Raw genomic sequence first — 14,300 nt, forward strand, 5'->3', positions numbered from 1 at the left:
TTCCGTGTTCAGCCGAAGATCTTCCTTGTCGCCGGCTGCAGGTCCTCATAGACGGGGTCGCGCTTCTGGGCGCGGGCCGCCAGGGCTTCGCCCATATCATTGCCGATGAACATGGCGGCATTCCAGGTCGCGATATAGTTGAGCCCGTCGGCCACCGTATGGTCGCGGGTATAGTTCAACATTTCCTTGGTGCCGGCGATGGCGAGGGGGCTGTGCCCGGCGATTTCGCGCGCGACCGCCATCACACCCTCGATCAGGGCTTCGTGGCTCTCGAAGACTTCGTTGACCAGGCCGAGTTCGAGCGCCCGCTTGGCCGTCAGGCGCCGCCCGGTATAGGCCAGCTCGCGCACCATGCCCTGGGGGATCAGATGGGGCAGGCGTTGCAGGGTGCCGACGTCGGCGGTCATGCCGATGTTGATTTCGGCGATCTGGAAGAAGCCGTCGGCCGAGCAGTAGCGGGCGTCGCAGGCGGTCACCATGTCGACGCCGCCGCCGATGCAGCCGCCCTGGATCGCCGCCAGCACCGGGAAACGCGCCTTTTCGATCACGTTGAAGCAATCCTGGATGTTCAGGATCAGGCGGCGGAAATTCTCGCGCAGGCGGCCCTGGTCGCTGGTCTGGGGCACCAAGCTGCCGAAGACGGAAAGATCCATGCCGGCGGTGAAATGCTTGCCGGTCGAGGAGATCACGGCGACGCGGACCGCGGGATCTTCCGCCAGCGTCTCGAAGATCGCTTTGATCTCGGTCCAGAAGGCCGGGATCATCGTATTGAGCTGGTCCGGCCGTTTCAATTGCAGGTGGGCGACGTGATCCTTCACCTCGACCGCGAATGCCTCATATGCCATGGGAGCCTCTCCTCGTTTTGCCTTGGGCTTAGCATGGCGGCCGGCCGTGCTAAAGGGCTTCGCTGGGGCCGAGGCGGACGCGACGTCCGCCCGCCCCGACTTGACAGGCCCTTGCGAGCGTTGCACGAAAGCCTCCGGCGATCTGGGAGGTTGGCGTGCAGAAGCGGCAGACGGAAGCGATCTCGCTGATGGCGTCGAGCCCGGGCACCCGGCGCGAGATCGTCGTGCATCGATACGGCCAGGCGGGCACGGGCCCCAAGGCCTATCTCCAGACCGGGCTCCATGCCGACGAACTGCCGGGCGCCGTCGTCGTGCAGCACCTCCTCGCCCTGCTGGACGAGGCGGCAGCGGCCGGCCGCATCACCGGCGAGATCCTGGTGGTGCCCCAGGCCAATCCGATCGGCCTGTCCCAATATCTGTTCGGCCGCCACGCCGGGCGCTTCGATTTCGACAGTCTCGGCAATTTCAACCGCCATTATCCAGGCCTCGCCCAGGCGATCGGCGACCTGGTGGGCGAGCGCCTGACCGACGATGCCGCCGGCAACGTCGACCTGATCCGCGCCTGCGCCCGCCGCCTGCTCGAGGCGCGGACGCCGAAATCCGAGATCGAGCACCTGCGGCTCTCCCTGATGCGCTTGGCGGTCGATGCCGACATCGCCCTCGACCTCCACTGCGACGATGTCGCGGTGATGCATCTCTATCTCGGCAACGATCTGTGGCCCGGCGCCGCCGACCTCTCGGCCGAGCTCCAGGCCCGTGCCGTGCTGCTGGCCGATGTATCGGGCGGCGAGCCTTTCGACGAGGCGGTGGGCGGGCTCTGGTGGCAGCTCGCGCGCCGCTTCCCCGATTGCCCGATCCCGCCCGCCTGCCTTTCGGCGACGGTCGAACTGCGGGGCGACCTCGACGTGGCCGACAATCTCGCGGCCAAGGATGCCGCCGCCCTGTTCCGCTTCCTCCAGCGCCGCGGCCTGATCGCCGGCAACCCCGGTCCCCTGCCGCCCGCCGCCTGCGAGGGGACCCCCCTCGACGGCACCGACATGATCGAAGCGCCGGTCGGCGGCATCCTGCTGTTCCATGTGAAGGCGGGCGACCGGGTCAGTGCCGGCGACACGGTGGCCGAAGTGCTGGACCCGGTGACCGGCGCCCGCATCCCCCTGGTGGCCCGGACCGGCGGCGTGGTCTTCGCCCGCGCCGGCCACCCCCTGGCCCGACCCGGATTGCCCGTCGTCAAGGTCGCGGGTGCCGTGCCCCTTGCCTATAGAAGCGGTCAACTGCTGACCCAATAACGAGGAGAGAGAAGTGGCGATCGACTACGAGAAGATCATGAAGCTGACGTCCGGCCCCTGGACCGTCAGCTATAGCGACCGCGAGACCATGCTCTATGCCCTGGGCCTCGGCATGGGCCAGGACCCGCTGAATGCCGACGAACTGCCCTTCGTCTACGAGAACGGCCTGAAGGCACTGCCGACCCAGGCGACCGTGGTGGCCTGGGACAATACGCTGCTCGCCAAGTCGGACGTGAATTTCATCATGGTGGTGCACGGCGAGGAACGCCTGACGGTGCACAAGCCGCTGCCCTCCGAAGGCACCATCGAATGCACCGGCAAGATCACCGGGTGCTACGACAAGGGCCCGGGCAAGGGCGCCATCATCCTGGCCGACACCGAGATCCGCGACAAGGCGACGGGCGAGCTGCTGGTGACCCTCGGCATGACCATTTTCGCGCGCGGCGACGGCGGCTTCGGCGGCCCGGCCGGCGGCGGGCCGGAGCCCCACAAGCTGCCCGAGCGGGAGCCGGAAAAGGCGGTCGCCTACAAGACCCTGCCCTCGCAGGCGCTGATCTATCGCCTGTCGGGCGACCGCAACCCGCTGCACGCCGATCCCAATTTCGCCCAGATGGCCGGCTTCCCGCGCCCGATCCTGCACGGGCTGTGCTCCTATGGGAACGCCTGCCGTGCCGTCGTGGAAGCCTATTGCGACTTCGACCCGACGAAGATCGTCGAATTCAACGCCCGTTTCTCGGCCCCGGTGTTCCCGGGCGAGACGCTGGAAACCCAGATGTGGCGCGACGGCGACGTGGTCTCGTTCCGCACCCGTGTGGTGGAACGCGACGTGATCGCGATCAACAACGGCAAAGCCGTTCTGAAGGCCTGATGAGATGACCGAAGCCCGCCTGCGCCCCGCCGCCACCGTGCTCCTGCTCCGCGACGGCGCGGGCGGGCTCGAAGTCTTCATGGTCCAGCGCCACCACCAGATCGATTTCGCCGGTGGCGCCCTGGTGTTTCCCGGCGGCAAGGTGGACGAGCGGGACTCCGCCCCCGGGCTGCTGCCCCGGCTCTCCGCCAATCCGGTGATCGGCGCCGATCTCACCGCCTTCGCCGTGGGGGCCATCCGCGAAGCCTTCGAGGAATGCGGCGTCTTGCTGGCCCGGCCGGCCGGCGGCGGCGAGCTGGTGGACGCCGCGCGTCTCGCCACGATCGAGGCGCGCTGGCGGGCGCCGCTCGCCAAGGGCGAGATCGGCATTCTCGATGTCGTCGAGGGGGAGGACCTGACCCTCGCCCTCGACCGTCTCATCCGCTATTCCCATTGGGTGACGCCGAGTTTCATGCCGAAGCGTTTCGACACCCATTTCTTCCTGGCGACGGCACCGGCCGACCAGCTCGCCCTGCACGACGGCGGCGAGACGGTGGACAGCGTCTGGATCCGGCCCCAGGTGGCACTCGACGATGCGGCCGCCGGGCGCCGCTCGGTGATCTTCCCGACGCGGATGAACCTTTCGGTCCTGACCCGCGACACGACCGTCGAAGGCGCCCTGGCGCGGGCGGTCGCGACGCCGATCATCACGGTGCTGCCCTGGCTCGAGGACCGGGCCGACGGGCAATATCTGATCGTGCCGGCCGAAGCGGGCTACGACCGCACGGCGGCGCCGATCTCCGAACTGCAATAACGAAAAATCGAGGGGAGAGTAACATGTCGGATCATGTGACGCCGATCCTGGTCGGCGTCGGCCAGATCACCCAGAAGGATGTCGACCCGCGCGAGGCCAAGGGGCCGATCGAGATGATGACGGCCGCCGCAAGGCTCGCCGCCGCCGACGCGGGGATTACCGACGCGGCGCTGGCCGGCATCGACCGGCTCGCCGTCGTCCGCTTCATGTCGGGCAATTACCACGATCCCGTGGCCCTGCTGGCCGAGGCGATCGGCGCTCATCCGGCCGACCGCCAGCATACCGCAGTGGGCGGCAATTCGCCCCAGATGCTGGTCAACGAGACGGCGCAGAAGATCGCGGAGGGCAAGTGCAAGCTGGCCCTGCTCGCCGGTGTCGAGGTGCTGTCGACCATCACGCGGGCGCAGAAGATGGGGATCGATCTCCCCTTCGGCCAGATCACCCTGACCGAGGAAGACCGTAACGGCTCGCTTCCCGTCGAGCTGGCCCACGGCATGTTCCCGCCGGTCAATGTCTATCCCCTGTTCGAGAATGCGCTGAGGGCGAAGCGCGGGCGCAGCCTGAAGGCCCATCTGGTGAAGATCGGCGAATTGTTCGAGCCCTTCACCAAGGTCGCGGCCCAGAACCCGCTGGCCTGGTTCCCGATCGAGCGGACGGCGGCGGAACTGACGACGCCCAGCAAGCAGAACCGTTTCGTCGGCTATCCCTATACCAAGCTCGTGAACGCGATCATGGAGGTCGACCAGTCGGCCGCCGTGATCATGACCACGGTGGCGGAGGCGAAGCGCCTCGGCATCCCGCAGGAGAAATGGGTCTATCTGCACGGCTGCGCCGATGCCAAGGACCATTGGTTCGTGCTGGAACGGGTGAATTACCATTCCAGCCCGGCGATCCGCACCGTGGGGCGCGAGGCCTTCGCCATGGCGGGCAAGACGGTCGCCGATATGTCCTTCTTCGACATCTATTCCTGCTTCCCCTCGGCGGTGCAGATCGCCAAGCAGGAACTGGCCCTGCCCGAAGTGGACGAGATCCCGCTCACCGTGACCGGCGGCCTGCCCTATTTCGGCGGCCCGGGAAACAATTACGTGATGCATTCGATCGCCGAGATGGTGCAGGTCCTGCGCCGTAACCCCGGCCGTTACGGACTGGTCACGGCCAACGGCTGGTATGTCACCAAACATTCCGCCGGCATCTACTCGACCGAGCCGATCCCCCGCCATTTCCTGCGCAAGGACCCGGCCCTCTATCAGGCGGAGATCGATGCCGAAGCCCATCCCGGCATCACCGAGGCGCCGGAGGGCGAGGCCAAGATCGAGACCTATACGGTCGTCCACGGCCGCGACGGCGAACCCTATATGGCGATCGTCATTGGCCGCCTGGCCGACGGCACCCGCTTCGTCGCCAACACCCCGACTGAGCGCGACGTCTTCGATCTTCTGCTCGACGGCGAAGCGATCGGCCGCAAAGGCAAGGTCACCAGCAAGGACGGGCAGAACAGCTTCGATCCGCGCTGAACCGATGTGGTAACCGGACGGCTCTCACGGTCGTTCGGGAGGTCCGCGCCTGACTCTCTTTCGTCATGCCCGGGCTCGTCCCGGGCATCCACGTCGGGACGAGCCGCAATCGTCGACGGGAGAGACTGCGTGGATGGCCGGGTCTTCGCCCGGCCATGACGGATAGGGGGAGCGTCAGGCCTTCACGCGCTCGCCCTTCGGGTCGTAGAAGGGCGCCAGGCCGACTTCGGCGGGGAAGCGCTCGCCGGCGATTTCGAGCTCGTAGCGTCCGGTCAGGACATAGTCCGCGTCGACCCCCGCCGGGTTCCGCACGTAACCATAGCCGACCGCCAGGCCCAGCGTATAGCCGTAGCCGCCGGAGGTGAGCCAGCCGACCCGTTCGCCGTTCCGGTAGATCGTCTCGCGGCCCAGCAGCACGGCGGCCGGATCGGCGACGGTGAAGCCGGCGAGCAGGCGGGGCAGGGGCTTCTGCTTCTCGGCCAGGAGCGCATCGCGGCCGAGAAAGGCCTTGCCCGATTTCAGCTTCACCGCCCAGCCGAGGCCTGCCATGGCGGACGAATGGTCGGGCCCGATGTCCGAACCCCAGGCGCGGTAGCCCTTTTCGAGGCGGAGGCTCTCGATCGCGCGGTAGCCGGCATCGGTCAGGCCGAGATCGGCCCCGGCGGCGCTCAGCGCTTCATAGACGGTGACGGCGAATTCGGTCGGGATATGCAGCTCGTAACCGAGTTCGCCGACATAGGTGATGCGGATCGCCCGCACCGGCGCCCCGGCGAGGCGGATCAGTCTGGCGCTGGCGAAGGGCAATGCCGCATTGGAGACGTCGTCGTCGGTCAGGCGTTCGAGGATCGCCCGGCTGTTCGGCCCCATGAGGGAGAGCACGGCGAAGCCGGAGGTCACATCGACCAGATGGGCGTCCAGGCCCGCCGGGATGTTGCGCGTGATCCAATCCATGTCGTGGGTGGCGAAGCCGGTGCCGGTCACGATGTACCAGCGGTCCTCCGCGATCCGGGTCACGGTGAGGTCGCATTCGATGCCGCCCCTGGCGTTCAGCATCTGGGTATAGACCGCCTTGCCCACCGGCTTGTCGACGTCGTTGGCGCAGATCCAGGACAGCGCCGCGGTCGCGTCGCGTCCCACCAGTTCCGCCTTGGCGAAGCTGGTCTGGTCGAACAGCACGGCGGCTTCCCGCGCCGCCTTGTGCTCGCGTCCCACGGCCTCGAACCAGCCGGGCCTTGTGAAGGAATAGCGGTCGACCGCAGCCTCTCCTTCGGCGGCGAACCAGTTCGGCCGCTCGAAGCCCAGCTTCTCGCCGAAACAGGCGCCCTTGCCCTTCAGGATCTCGTAGAGGGGGGAGCGGCGGAGCGGCCGGCAGCTCTGATATTCCTCGGCCGGCCAGGCGATCGTGTAGTGCTTGCCATAGGCTTCCAGCGTGCGCTTCTTCACGAAGCCGGTGTCGCGGTGGTTCTTGCCGAAGCGGCGGATGTCGACCGGCCAGAGGTCGTAGGGCGGCTCGCCGTCCGCCACCCATTCCGCCAGCGCCATGCCCGCCCCGCCGGCCGAGGCGATGCCGAAGGCGTTGAAGCCGGCGCCGACGAAGAGATTCTTCAGCTCCGGCGCTTCGCCGATCATCCAGTTGCCGTCGGGCGTGAAGCTCTCCAGCCCGTTGATCATCTGTTTGACGCCCACGGTGCCGAGCGCCGGCACCCGGCCGAGGGCGAGTTCCATGATCGGCTCGAAATGATCGAAATCATCGGCCAGCAGGCGGAAGGAGAAATCGTCCGGCGCCGTTTCCGCCGTCCAGGGGATCGGGTTCGGTTCGTAACCGCCCATCACGAGGCCGCCGACCTCTTCCTTGTAATAGGTGAGACGGTCGGGATCGCGCAGCGTCGGCAGCGAGGGCGTGACGCCGGGGATCGCCTCGGTCAGCAGATATTGGTGATGCACGGGGTAGAGCGGCACGTTGACGCCCGCCCGCGCCGCCAGTGCCCGGGTCCAGAGCCCGCCGCAGAGCACGATCTTCTCGGCCCGGACCGTGCCCTGGTCGGTGACGATGCCGGCGGCGCGGCCGTTCTCGACCAATATGTCCTGGACCGAGACGCCTTCGGCGATCTTGGCGCCGGCCATACGGGCCCCCTTGGCCAGGGCCTGGGTGATGTCGGAGGGGTTGGCCTGGCCGTCGGTCGGCAGGAAGGCAGCGCCGACCAGGTCGTCGATCGTCATCAGGGGCCAGAGGTCCAGGGCTTCCTTCGGGCTCAGCAGATGCATCTCGAGGCCGAAGCTCCGCGCCGTGGTGGCCTGGCGCCTCACCTCGATCCAGCGGTCCTGGTTGCAGGCGAGGCGAAGGCCGCCGTTCATCTTCCAGCCCGTGGCCTGGCCGGTCTCTTCCTCGAGCTTGCGGTAGAGTTCGACCGAATAGCCGAGCAGCCGGGTGATATTGGCCGAGGTGCGGAGCTGGCCGACGAGACCGGCGGCGTGCCAGGTCGAGCCGGCAGTCAACTGGTGGCGCTCGACCAGCAGCACTTCGAGCCCGCGCTTGCCCAGGTGATAGGCGGTGGAACAGCCGACGATGCCGCCGCCCACGACGACGATCTTGGCACTGGCGGGAAGCGAGGTCATGACGGGTCCATTTCGGAAAAGACGGTGAAGGCGGCCTCGAAGCGGGCCAGGTTTTCCGCCGTATAGGCGACATAGTCGAAAGCGAGGGTGGAATGGAGCTCGGAGACCATGCTCCACATCGCCTCGCGCAGCAGGGAGGCGCATTGCACGGCGCGGAAGCGGTGCCACAGGCTGGGGCCGGGTTCGTGGCCGAAATAGGCGCTCAGCATCGCCGTCTCGTCCGCCAGGTCGAAGCCGTTGTTGGACGACAGGCCGCCCAGGTCGAACAGGGCGGTATTGAAGCCGGCGTAATCCCAGTCGACCAGCCAGAGGCGCTTGCCGTCGTCGATGAAATTGGCCGCCAGCAGGTCGTTGTGGCCGAACACGAGGTCGACCGCGCCCGCCGCCAGTTCGAGTTCCCGCGCCCTTGCGGCGAGATCCGGCAGCATCGGCACCAGCCGGTGCCCGCCCTCGCGCAGCGTATGCGCATAGTCGCGCAGCACGTGGAAGACGTTGAAGGAGAGCAGGGGGCCGCGCAGATGTTCCGCCACCTCGCAGTGGGCGCGGGCGACCAGGGCGACGCAATCGTCTCGCCGCGCCCGCACCGCGGCCGGGTCGAAGGTCCGCCCCTCGACATAGTCGAGCACCAGGAGGCCGGGGGCGGTGGCCAGCACCTTGGGCGAAATCCCGGCCTCGGCCGCGGCGAAGGAGGCGGCGTGTTCGTTGAAGCGCATGATGCCATGGACCGGAATGTCGCCGCCGACGCGGACGACGGCGCGGCGCAGGCTGTCGCGCACCAGGAAGTTCCGGTTGGTGATGCCGCCCGACAGGGGCTCGATGGAAATGGACCCTTGCCACAGGGGCAGTTCGGCGATCCGCGCCTCGACCGTATCGCCCGCCATGAAGTCCCCGCCGCAAGCCCCCGACGGGCGGATTCTGGCGCGGCCGGCTTCCGGAAGCAATGCGCTCCGCACATGACAGCGCGTGGGGTCCGGCCGGGGAATTGGAGTTTTTCCAGGATTCTGGGCTTGACCGCGGCCGGCCCTCGCGTTCATGGTGTGCCCCATGATGACCTACGCGATCGGGACCCTCCTCGGCCGACTTATCTGACCGGCGCCTGCATTCGGCGTCGGGTGGAACACCCTGTTCCTGTCGTCCTGTCCTCCCCATCGGTAAAGTTCACTTCCATGTCGGATCCTGCTCGATCACCGGATTTCGGTCGTCTGCTTCCCAGTCGTCTTCGGCTGCGACTTAGCCGGGCCGTGGCGCATCTCCGTCCTGCCGCCGCGGCCTGACCCGGACCCCGAAACCGACCGAACACATCGCCTTCAAGGAAATCCGCAATGTCCGCCCAGCCCGCCCCCACCGCTGTATCGATGCCGATCGAGAAGTATCGCGCCTTCCCGCCGATCGACCTGCCGAACCGCCAGTGGCCCTCGCGTACGATCGACAAGGCGCCGATCTGGTGCTCCGTCGACCTGCGCGACGGCAATCAGGCCCTGATCGAGCCGATGGGCCATGACCGCAAGCTGCGCATGTTCCGCACCCTGGTCGCCATGGGCTTCAAGGAAATCGAGGTCGGCTTCCCCTCGGCCTCGCAGACCGATTTCGACTTCTGCCGCTTCCTGATCGACAACGGCGAAATCCCGGCCGACGTGACCATCCAGGTCCTGACCCAGGCGCGGGAAGAGCTGATCACCAAGACCTTCGACGCCATCCGCGGCTCGAAGCGGGCGATCGTGCACCTGTATAATTCGACCTCGACCCTGCAGCGCCGCGTCGTCTTCGGCCTGGACCGTGCCGGCATCGTCGACATCGCGGTCAAAGGCACCGCCCTGGTGAAGAGCCTGGTGCATCTGATCCCGGAGACCGAAATCGTCCTGGAATATTCGCCCGAGAGCTTCACCGGGACCGAACTCGACTTCGCCAGGGAGATCTGCGAGGCGGTGATGGACGTCTGGCAGCCGACGCCCGAGCACAAGATCATCTTCAACCTGCCGGCCACGGTCGAAATGGCGACGCCCAACGTCTATGCCGACCAGATCGAATGGTTCGTGCGCAACACCAAATGGCGCGACCGCTATATCCTGTCGCTGCATCCCCATAACGACCGGGGCACCGGCGTCGCCGCGGCCGAAATGGGCCTGCTGGCCGGCGCCGACCGGATCGAGGGCACGCTGTTCGGCAATGGCGAGCGCACCGGCAATGTCGACGTCGTCACCCTGGCGCTGAACATGTTCACCCAGGGCGTCGATCCCAAGCTGGTGGTCAACGATATCGACGAGCTGCGCCGCACGGCCGAATATTGCAACCAGCTGCCGGTTCACCCGCGCCATCCTTACGCCGGCGAGCTGGTCTTCACCGCCTTCTCGGGCAGCCATCAGGATGCCATCAAGAAGGGCCTGAACGCGCGCCGCCAGCAGAACGACATCGTTTGGGAAGTGCCCTATCTGCCGGTCGATCCGGAAGACCTGGGCCGCACCTACGAGGCGGTGATCCGGGTCAATTCCCAGTCCGGCAAGGGCGGCGTCGCCTATCTGCTGGAAATGGAATACGGGTTGCATCTGCCGCGCAAGCTGCAGATCGAATTCAGCCGCGTTGTCCAGCAGCATACCGATGCGACCGGCAAGGAAGTGAGCCCGGCCGAACTCTACGAGATGTTCCGCAAGGAATATCTGGATGCCAAATATCCGCTGGAATTCGTCGACCACCTGACCCTGCCGAACAGCGACACCCATCGCTCGGCCATGACCACCCATGTGAAGCTCTACGGCCAGGTGAAGGAAGCCCATGGCACCGGCACCGGCCCGATCGACGCCTTCTGCGACAGCCTGGCCAAGGAACTGGGCATCGCCCTCGAAGTGGTCGACTACAGCCAGCACGCGGTCGGCAAGGGCGCCGACGCCGAGGCGGTCACCTATGTCGAGATGAAGGGTGAAGGCGGCCGCACCCTGTTCGGCGTCGGCCGCGACCGCAACGTCACCGTGGCTTCCCTGAAGGCCGTGGCCAGCGCCGCCAACCGCCTGCACGCTGCCGCTGCGGCCGCCGGTACTGCGGCGAAGTAAGGCAGCATCATCGTCGGGAAAGACAGTCCTTAATCGTCATCGCCGGGCTTGACCCGGCGATCCACGCCTCCCGGCCCAGCGCGGTGTTCTCGTGGATGGCCGTGTCAAGCACGGCCATGACGGGATTTTCCCCCCTCCCGGTTCGGCATAGCGGCCTATAGCGCTGTCTCGAAGGGAAAGCCCTCGTCGGCCCAGCCGGTCATGCCGCCGATCATCAGTTTGACCTTGCGGCCGAGCGTGGCGAGGCGCAGCGCCGCGCGGTCGGCGCCGTTGCAATGGGGGCCGGCGCAATAGACGACGAAGAGCGTGTCGGCCGGGTAGCCGGCCAGGCGGCGTTCCGACAGGTCGCGGTGTGGCAGGTTGACGGCACCGGGGACATGGGCTTCGGCGAAGGCTTTGCGCCCGCGGACGTCGAGCAGCACGAAATCGGCGGCGCCGCGCGCCATGGTCTCCCGCACGTCCCAGCAATCGGTCTCGAAGCCGAGCTTGCGGCGGAAATGGGCCTGGGCCTCGGCGGGCTTGGCGGCGGGATGTTCGGTCACGGGCGTGGTCATGGCGGCGGTCCTCCTTCCTGCCCAGGCTGCCAGGGTCACTGCTGGGCTGGCAGATGGCACGATTGCCGATTACCATCGAGATCATGACAAAACGCGACGATCCCTCGCCGGACCGGCTCGTCGTGGCGCTCGCCTACGACGGGCTGTGCACCTTCGAATTCGGCCTGGCGGTCGAGGTTTTCGGCCTGAACCGGCCGGAGATGGGGGCGGACTGGTATCGCTTCGCCGTCGCCGCGGTGGACGAGGGGCCGCTCCGGGCGACCGGCGGGGTCCGGATCATGGTCGACGGCGGGCTCGACCTCCTGGAAGTGGCCGGGACCATCGTGGTGCCGGGCTGGCGCGGGGCGGAGGCGCCGTTGCCGGCGGCCCTGGTGGCGGCGTTGCGCAGGGCTCATGCCCGGGGTGCCCGGCTGCTCTCGATCTGTTCCGGCGTCTTCGTGCTGGCCGGCGCCGGGCTTCTGGACGGGCGGCGGGCAACCACCCATTGGCGCCACGCCCCGGTGCTGGCGGCGCGTTTCCCGGCGGTCACGGTCGATCCCGATGTGCTTTATGTCGACGAGGGGCAGGTGCTCACTTCGGCCGGCAGTGCCGCCGGCCTCGACCTCTGCCTCCATCTGGTGCGGCGCGATTTCGGGGCGGCGGCGGCCAACCGGGTGGCGCGGCGCCTGGTGGTGCCGGCCCATCGCGACGGCGGCCAGGCCCAGTTCGTCGAACGCCCGGTGCCCCGCCCGGGGCCGGAGGCGCGCCTGGCGCCGCTGCTGGACCGCCTGCTCGCCAGCCTGGAGCAGCCGCACAGCCTGGCCGGGATGGCGGATGCGGCGGGTCTGGGCCTCCGCAGTTTCATCCGCCACTTCAAGGCGGCGACCGGCATGGCGCCTGGCGAATGGCTGTTGGCGCAGCGGATCGCCCGGGCGCGCGAATTGCTGGAAGAGGGGCGGACGGGGGTCGAGCAGGTGGCGGAGGCCTGTGGTTTCGGCACGGCCGCCACGCTCCGCCATCATTTCAGGCGCCGCCTGGGACTGGCGCCGGCGGCCTACCGCGCCCGTTTCGGTGCGCCCGCCATGCCACAGTGAAGCGGCGACCGGGTCCTTGGCCGGACCATGCCGATTTCGCTCGTGCCGAAATGGCTCTAGTCTCTGGCCACAGTTAACGATTCCGCGGGCGCACCCCCCAGCGTCCGCAAGAGGAGAGTGAAGATGACCTCCGACCATCTCAGAATCGATCGCTTCGGGATCGCCGCGGCCCTGGTTGCGCTGGGCGTGGCGGCTTTCGCTGCGGCACCCGCTCTCGCCCAGGAACAGCCGGACGAGCGGCCGCCCCTGCTGTCGGCCCCGCCGCCGCCGGCCCCGCCCCTGACCGGGGCCGCCGCGGCGGTCAAGAAGGCGCAGGAACAGAACGGTCAGATCCCGTTGCAGGATGACAGCGACCTCGTCACCAAGGCCCTGACCGATTATCCGCCCTCGGTGGTGCCGCCGGGGGCGACCCAGCGCCCGATCACGCTCGAGGGCAGCTCGGCGGTGCGCTGACGCACCGCCGAGACAGGCTCACTTGCCGAGCTTGGCCTTCAGCGCGGCCAGGCGGTCGGTCACCGTGGTCGGCTTGGGGCCGGCCGCTTCCGCCAGGGCGGCGGCGATATTGGCATCCTCTTCCTCGGGCTTGGTCGGCTTCAGCAGCTTCGCCTTGGCATTGGCCGCCTCGGCCGCGATCAGGTCCTTGTCGGCGGCGTCCTGCATCGCCTTCAGGGCGACGTTGAGGCCCGAGGTGGTGCCGACGAGGCCGGCCGCCCGCTTGGCCGCGTCGGCCTGACGCTCCGCCATGTCGCGCTGCTGCTCGGCGCGGCTCATCTGGCGCTGGGCGCGTTCGAGCTCGCTCCGCGCCTGCTTCATCTTGGCACCCGCGCCGGCATAGGCTTCTTCGAGCTGGGCCAGGAATTCCTTGGCGTCCTCGGCATCCTTCGCCTCGCGGTCGATCTCGGGCGCCATTTCTTCCAAGAGCTTGAGGAGCTGGGTCAGGCTCTTTTCGAGGCTGGCCCGGCGCTCGGGGTCGTTCGCCGCGTTCATCTGGTTCTGCAGGCTCTCGGCCGCGGCCAGGCGCTGGTCGGACAGCGTCTTGATGGCGTCCGCCTCCTTCTGTTCCTTGATCAGCGACTGGCGTGCCCGGCCCACTTCGGTGCCGAGCTCGTCGAGATGCTGCTCCATGGTGCGCAGTTCGGCTTCGGTCGCGGCCTTGGGGTCCCAGCGGACCAGGGCTTCGAGGCCGGACTGCACGGCCTGGTCGGTCTTCACGCCGAGAAGGTTCTTGATGAAGGTGAACATGGGCATCCTCTCATGCAGGCGGAATGGGCAGGCGGAACGGATCAGCCGGCGACTGCGCCGGCGTTGAGCAGGGCGACGGCGATCTGGGCCGCCGCCAGGCCGAAGGCGGCGGCGACATTGTCGGCCTCGATCTGGCGTTTCATGCCCCGGAAAACAAGGGAGATCACCACCAGGGTGACGAGCTGCACGACCAATGCGATCACGCCCCAGATGACGATGTCGATCAGCACGGTCGTGGTCGCCAGGGTGGCCGCGAGCGGGATCGCCAGCGCCAGCACGGAAGCGCCGAAGACGATGCCGGCCGCCTTGTTGCCCTGGCCGATCAGGCGGCGTTCGTCGAAGGGTGTGATCGCCTGATAGATCAAGACGCCGAGGCCGAGCAGCAGGGCGGTGACGCCGAGCTGGAGCAGCAGGTTGGGCAAGGCGGTGCCGAGCATGGCGAAGATATGGTCCATCATGGTCTGC

General features: G+C 67.8%; 13 protein-coding genes. 7 read left to right on the top strand and 6 right to left on the bottom strand.

Annotation, left to right across the window (positions count from 1 at the left end; genetic code table 11):
• Positions 1 to 8: 8 nt before the first annotated feature.
• On the bottom strand, positions 9 to 845 hold the full coding sequence (locus WC493_RS08680; RefSeq protein WP_373064611.1) for a crotonase/enoyl-CoA hydratase family protein: 837 nt from the start codon (positions 843 to 845) through the stop codon (positions 9 to 11).
• A 155-nt stretch (positions 846 to 1,000) separates the two neighbouring features.
• Here WC493_RS08680 and WC493_RS08685 point away from each other — a divergent pair, with 155 nt between their 5' ends.
• Genes WC493_RS08685 through WC493_RS08700 form a run of 4 tightly spaced genes read left to right on the top strand, consistent with a single transcriptional unit; the run spans position 1,001 to position 5,306 of the window.
• Positions 1,001 to 2,131: a succinylglutamate desuccinylase/aspartoacylase family protein gene (locus tag WC493_RS08685; RefSeq protein ID WP_373064613.1), complete on the top strand. Its 1,131-nt coding sequence runs from the start codon at positions 1,001 to 1,003 to the stop codon at positions 2,129 to 2,131.
• A gap of 13 nt (positions 2,132 to 2,144) precedes the next feature.
• Positions 2,145 to 2,999 carry a MaoC/PaaZ C-terminal domain-containing protein gene (locus WC493_RS08690; protein WP_373064615.1) on the top strand — a complete coding sequence of 285 codons (855 nt, stop codon included), beginning with the start codon at positions 2,145 to 2,147 and terminating at the stop codon, positions 2,997 to 2,999.
• A gap of 4 nt (positions 3,000 to 3,003) precedes the next feature.
• Complete coding sequence (locus WC493_RS08695) at positions 3,004 to 3,792, top strand: NUDIX domain-containing protein (RefSeq protein WP_373064617.1); 789 nt, start codon at positions 3,004 to 3,006, stop codon at positions 3,790 to 3,792.
• 23 nt (positions 3,793 to 3,815) lie between these two features.
• Complete coding sequence (locus tag WC493_RS08700; RefSeq protein WP_373064619.1) at positions 3,816 to 5,306, top strand: acetyl-CoA acetyltransferase; 1,491 nt, start codon at positions 3,816 to 3,818, stop codon at positions 5,304 to 5,306.
• A gap of 174 nt (positions 5,307 to 5,480) precedes the next feature.
• Here the strand turns inward: WC493_RS08700 and WC493_RS08705 are convergent, their stop codons facing one another.
• Together WC493_RS08705 and WC493_RS08710 are read right to left on the bottom strand one after the other, a co-directional pair.
• Positions 5,481 to 7,922 carry an FAD-dependent oxidoreductase gene (locus tag WC493_RS08705; RefSeq protein WP_373064621.1) on the bottom strand — a complete coding sequence of 814 codons (2,442 nt, stop codon included), beginning with the start codon at positions 7,920 to 7,922 and terminating at the stop codon, positions 5,481 to 5,483.
• A complete protein-coding gene (locus tag WC493_RS08710) occupies positions 7,919 to 8,803 on the bottom strand; it encodes a choline kinase family protein (RefSeq protein ID WP_373064623.1) in 885 nt (294 codons plus the stop codon). Before WC493_RS08710 ends, WC493_RS08705 begins: the two co-directional genes overlap by 4 nt.
• Positions 8,804 to 9,244: 441 nt before the next feature.
• Between WC493_RS08710 and leuA the strand changes: the two genes are divergently transcribed.
• Positions 9,245 to 10,966, top strand: coding sequence for a 2-isopropylmalate synthase (leuA, locus tag WC493_RS08715; protein WP_373064625.1), 1,722 nt, complete (start codon positions 9,245 to 9,247; stop codon positions 10,964 to 10,966).
• Positions 10,967 to 11,121: 155 nt separating this feature from the next.
• Here leuA and WC493_RS08720 read toward each other — a convergent pair whose 3' ends face one another.
• Positions 11,122 to 11,520 carry a rhodanese-like domain-containing protein gene (locus WC493_RS08720; protein WP_373064627.1) on the bottom strand — a complete coding sequence of 133 codons (399 nt, stop codon included), beginning with the start codon at positions 11,518 to 11,520 and terminating at the stop codon, positions 11,122 to 11,124.
• Between the two features lie 83 nt (positions 11,521 to 11,603).
• Between WC493_RS08720 and ftrA the strand changes: the two genes are divergently transcribed.
• Both ftrA and WC493_RS08730 read left to right on the top strand, forming a co-directional pair.
• A complete protein-coding gene (gene ftrA, locus WC493_RS08725; protein ID WP_373064629.1) occupies positions 11,604 to 12,593 on the top strand; it encodes a transcriptional regulator FtrA in 990 nt (329 codons plus the stop codon).
• Between the two features lie 123 nt (positions 12,594 to 12,716).
• Positions 12,717 to 13,046 carry a hypothetical protein gene (locus tag WC493_RS08730; RefSeq protein ID WP_373064631.1) on the top strand — a complete coding sequence of 110 codons (330 nt, stop codon included), beginning with the start codon at positions 12,717 to 12,719 and terminating at the stop codon, positions 13,044 to 13,046.
• An 18-nt stretch (positions 13,047 to 13,064) separates the two neighbouring features.
• Here WC493_RS08730 and WC493_RS08735 read toward each other — a convergent pair whose 3' ends face one another.
• A complete protein-coding gene (locus WC493_RS08735; protein ID WP_373064633.1) occupies positions 13,065 to 13,835 on the bottom strand; it encodes a hypothetical protein in 771 nt (256 codons plus the stop codon).
• Between the two features lie 41 nt (positions 13,836 to 13,876).
• Complete coding sequence (locus WC493_RS08740; RefSeq protein WP_373064635.1) at positions 13,877 to 14,293, bottom strand: DUF350 domain-containing protein; 417 nt, start codon at positions 14,291 to 14,293, stop codon at positions 13,877 to 13,879.
• Positions 14,294 to 14,300: the final 7 nt, after the last annotated feature.

The organism is Zavarzinia sp. (assembly GCF_041650655.1).
Classification (GTDB): domain Bacteria; phylum Pseudomonadota; class Alphaproteobacteria; order Zavarziniales; family Zavarziniaceae; genus Zavarzinia.

Bases quoted from the DNA above. Each gene is read 5' to 3' on its own strand.
- WC493_RS08680 (WP_373064611.1), bottom strand. From the start codon at position 845: ATGGCATATGAGGCATTCGCGGTCGAGGTGAAGGATCACGTCGCCCAC.
- WC493_RS08695 (WP_373064617.1), top strand. From the start codon at position 3,004: ATGACCGAAGCCCGCCTGCGCCCCGCCGCCACCGTGCTCCTGCTCCGC.
- WC493_RS08700 (WP_373064619.1), top strand. From the start codon at position 3,816: ATGTCGGATCATGTGACGCCGATCCTGGTCGGCGTCGGCCAGATCACC.
- WC493_RS08705 (WP_373064621.1), bottom strand. From the start codon at position 7,922: ATGACCTCGCTTCCCGCCAGTGCCAAGATCGTCGTCGTGGGCGGCGGC.
- WC493_RS08710 (WP_373064623.1), bottom strand. From the start codon at position 8,803: ATGGCGGGCGATACGGTCGAGGCGCGGATCGCCGAACTGCCCCTGTGG.
- leuA (WP_373064625.1), top strand. From the start codon at position 9,245: ATGTCCGCCCAGCCCGCCCCCACCGCTGTATCGATGCCGATCGAGAAG.
- WC493_RS08720 (WP_373064627.1), bottom strand. From the start codon at position 11,520: ATGACCACGCCCGTGACCGAACATCCCGCCGCCAAGCCCGCCGAGGCC.
- ftrA (WP_373064629.1), top strand. From the start codon at position 11,604: ATGACAAAACGCGACGATCCCTCGCCGGACCGGCTCGTCGTGGCGCTC.
- WC493_RS08730 (WP_373064631.1), top strand. From the start codon at position 12,717: ATGACCTCCGACCATCTCAGAATCGATCGCTTCGGGATCGCCGCGGCC.
- WC493_RS08735 (WP_373064633.1), bottom strand. From the start codon at position 13,835: ATGTTCACCTTCATCAAGAACCTTCTCGGCGTGAAGACCGACCAGGCC.
- WC493_RS08740 (WP_373064635.1), bottom strand. From the start codon at position 14,293: ATGATGGACCATATCTTCGCCATGCTCGGCACCGCCTTGCCCAACCTG.